4 protein-coding genes are annotated in these 3451 nt (G+C 70.8%); all 4 read left to right on the top strand.

The window, feature by feature from the left end; genetic code table 11:
- Window positions 1-816: CheR family methyltransferase (locus IH26_RS0152075; RefSeq protein ID WP_211268946.1), on the top strand; the 816-nt coding region annotated here is incomplete at its 5' end.
- A 10-nt stretch (window positions 817-826) separates the two neighbouring features.
- Window positions 827-1312 carry a chemotaxis protein CheD gene (locus IH26_RS0152080; protein WP_051810106.1) on the top strand — a complete coding sequence of 162 codons (486 nt, stop codon included), beginning with the start codon at window positions 827-829 and terminating at the stop codon, window positions 1310-1312.
- Window positions 1309-2304, top strand: coding sequence for a chemotaxis-specific protein-glutamate methyltransferase CheB (gene cheB, locus IH26_RS0152085; protein WP_030443745.1), 996 nt, complete (start codon window positions 1309-1311; stop codon window positions 2302-2304). The genes IH26_RS0152080 and cheB overlap by 4 nt, the downstream gene beginning before the upstream one ends.
- Entirely contained in the window at window positions 2297-3340 is a 1044-nt protein-coding gene (locus IH26_RS0152090) for a methyl-accepting chemotaxis protein (RefSeq protein ID WP_051810108.1), read from the top strand. Before cheB ends, IH26_RS0152090 begins: the two co-directional genes overlap by 8 nt.
- The last annotated feature ends 111 nt before the right edge of the window (window positions 3341-3451 follow it).

Raw genomic sequence — 3451 nt, forward strand, 5'->3', positions numbered from 1 at the left:
CGCGAGATCGGATCGAACGAGTTCGCCTATATCACCGGCGTGCTCCACCGCGAGACCGGCATCCGGCTCCCACCCGGCAAGGAGGCGCTGGTCGCCGGGCGGCTCGAGAAGCGGCTGCGCTCGCTGGGCCTGGCCGACTACCCGGAGTACGTCCGGTATCTGCGGACCCAGCCGGTGACCGGGCCCGAGATGATCCAGATGATCAACCTGCTCACCACCAACGAGACGTTCTTCTTCCGCGAGCAACAGCACTTCGACTTCCTCCGCGATGTGGTGGTGCCGGCCCGGGATCGCGAGCGCGCGCTGCGGCTGTGGAGCGCGGCCAGTTCGACCGGCGAGGAGGCGTACACCGCCGCAATGGTCTTATCGGAAGCGCTCGCCGACCAGCCGTGGGAGATCGTGGGCACGGACATCTCGAGCCGGGTCGTGGAGAACGCCCGCCGTGGTATCTACCCGCTCACCGCGGCCGACAAGATCCCGCGGCAGCTGCTGCGCAGGTACTGGCTGCGGGGCCGGGACGAGTACGACGGCTCGATGGCGGTGAGCCGGCGGCTGCGTGAGCGGGTCCGCTTCCACCACGACAACCTCATGGGCAAGCTGGGCCATCACGGCAAGTTCGACGTGATCCTGCTGCGCAACGTCATGATCTACTTCGACCCGGAGACCAAGCGCGAGCTGGTGCTGCGGTTGCAGGAGATGCTGCAGCCCGGCGGATACCTGATCGTCGGCCGGTCGGAGTCGCTCAACGGCATCCCGTCCCGGCTGCAGATGGTCGAACCGTCGATTTACCGCAACCCCGGGCAGCGGCGTGGCTAGCGTCCTGGAAGTGGTGCTGAACCCCGGAGATTTCTACTTCGGGGGCACCGACACCCGCATCCATACGCTGCTGGGGTCGTGTGTCTCGGTCACCCTTTGGCACCCGCTGCTGCGGGCCGGCGGCATGTGCCACTACATGCTGCCGCAACGGCGCATCCCGACCGCCCGGGACGGCCTGGACGGTCGCTACGCGGACCACGCGGTACAGATGTTCCTCGAGGTCATCGAGCGGCTCGGGACCAAACCACAGGAGTACGTCGCGCACCTCTACGGCGGCGGCAACCAGTTTCCGCCGTTCCAGCGCGGCCGCGCCCCGGATGTGGCCCGGGACAACATCGCCGCCGGCCTGACCCTGCTCAAACGGTTCGGCTTCCGTGTGGCGCACGCCGACCTCGGCGGCACCGGGCCACGCCGGCTCAGCTTCGAGGTGGCCACCGGCGAGGTGACCCTGACCTCTGCCGGCGGGCGGCGCAGCAGTGCCGGGGGCGAGCTGTGAGCGGCCCGGTGATCGGCGTGCTGATCCTCGACGACTCGGCCGTGGTGCGGCAGCACCTCGCCGCCCGGCTGCGGCAGAGCGGCATGGAGGTGATCGGCGCGGTCGCCGACCCAGCCTTCGCCTTGGAGCACATGAGCCGGGCACGGCCGGACGTGCTCGTGGTCGACCCTGGGCTGGGCGGGGCGCGCTTCTTGCGCCAGATCATGGCCGTACGCCCCGTTCCGGTGATTCTATGCACCGCCCCGTCCACCGACGCCACGGCGCTGACCGCCGGCGTGTCCGCGGTGATCACCAAGCCGGACAGCGGGCTGAAGGCCTTCATCGACGAGCGCTCGGCCGAGATCGTCCAGGCGGTGCGGGCCGCCGCGCACGGGCGTCGCGTCCCGCGCCCGGCCGGCCCGGACGCGGCCGAGGTGGCGACCGGGGCCGGCGACCGGGTCGTCGTGCTCGGCACCTCCACGGGCGGCACCAAGGCCCTCGAGATCGTGCTCCCGGCGCTGCCCCGCGGCATCCCGGGCATGGTGATCGTGCAGCACATGCCGGAGAACTTCACCGCCGCGTTCGCCCATCGTCTCGACGGGATGTGCCAGGTGGACGTGGCCGAGGCGGTGAACGGCGGCGAGGTGCGGCCCGGCCGGGTGCTGGTCGCGCCGGGCGGCCGGCACACGGAGCTGGTCCGCTGCGGCACCGGCTACCGGGTACGGGTCTTCGACGGCCCGCCGGTCAACCGGCACCGGCCCTCGGTCGACGTGCTCTTCCGTTCGGCCGCGCGGGCGGCCGGGGCGAGCGCGATCGGCGTGATCATGACGGGCATGGGTGACGACGGCGCTCGCGGGCTGCTGGAGATGCGCCAGGCCGGCGCGTTCACGGTGGCGCAGGATGCCGCGACCTGCGTGGTCCACGGCATGCCGAACGAAGCGGTCCAGCTCGGCGCGGTCCTGCGGGAGGCGCCGCTGACACACATCGCGGAGATGATCCATCGACATGGCTGAGCTGTTCTGGGCGCTGGGCGCCCTTGCCGTCGGACTCGGCGCCGGCTTCGCGGCCGGTCGCAAGCGCACGACCTTCGCACCGGCCGAGGCGCGCGCGGCCGACATCCACATCGACAGCGTCTCGCGACTGGCCGACTCCATCGTGCCCGTCTGGACGGCGCAGATCGACACCAGTCGTAGCCAGATGGAGACGGCGATCAGCCAGCTCACCGAGAAGTTCGCCGGGATCGTCGAGAATCTGGACGCGGTCCTCGCCTCCTCCACCGGCGCACTCGAGGAGGGGCACGGCGGCACCTTCGACCGCAGCCGGTCCCGGCTCGGCGACGTGGTCGGCACCCTGGACGAGGCGCTGGCCACCAAGCGGCAGACCGTGAGCGAGCTGCGCAACCTGCAGACCCTCAACAGCGAGCTGCGGCAGATGTCCGGCGAGGTCAGCGCGATCGCCGCGCAGACCAATCTGCTCGCGCTGAACGCCTCGATCGAGGCGGCCCGGATCGGCGAGGCCGGCGCGGCGTTCGGGGTGGTCGCCGACGAGGTCCGGGTGCTGGCCGAGCACTCGCTGGGCACCAGCGAGCGGATGGCCGACAAGGTGGGCCGGGCCGGCAGCACGATCAGCGCGATCCTGGGCCACGCCGAGGAGACCGCCGATCGGGAGGACCGCGCGGTGGCCAGCGCGAACGCCGAGGTGCAGGCGGTGCTCGACGACCTGCAGGCGCTGGTCTCCGGGTTCCGGGACTCCTCCACCGATCTGGAGCGGGCGGCCGTCGGCATTCGTTCCGAGGTCGGCCAGTCGCTCACCAACCTGCAGTTCCAGGACCGTATCAGCCAGGTTCTGGAGCACCTGCGGGACAGCATCACCCGGTTCGCGGAGACGGTCGACGAGGCCGGGGAGCGGGCCCGCACCGACGCGCCGCCGATCGATCCCGAGGAGGCGCTGAAGGCCATCTCGGCCAGCTACACGATGGACGAGGAACGTGAGGCGCACGCCTCCGGCCAGGCCGCCGGCGTCCGCGAATCGGAGATCACCTTCTTCTGATCCCGGGGGGAAAGCATGGGGAAGACCATTTTGGTCGTGGATGACTCGGCGTCGGTGCGCCAGGTTGTCAGTATCGCGCTGAAGGGCGCCGGCTACGAGGTGATTCAGGGT

Origin of the sequence: Actinoplanes subtropicus, assembly GCF_000721705.1 — a bacterium.
In the GTDB taxonomy this organism is placed as follows: domain Bacteria; phylum Actinomycetota; class Actinomycetes; order Mycobacteriales; family Micromonosporaceae; genus Actinoplanes; species Actinoplanes subtropicus.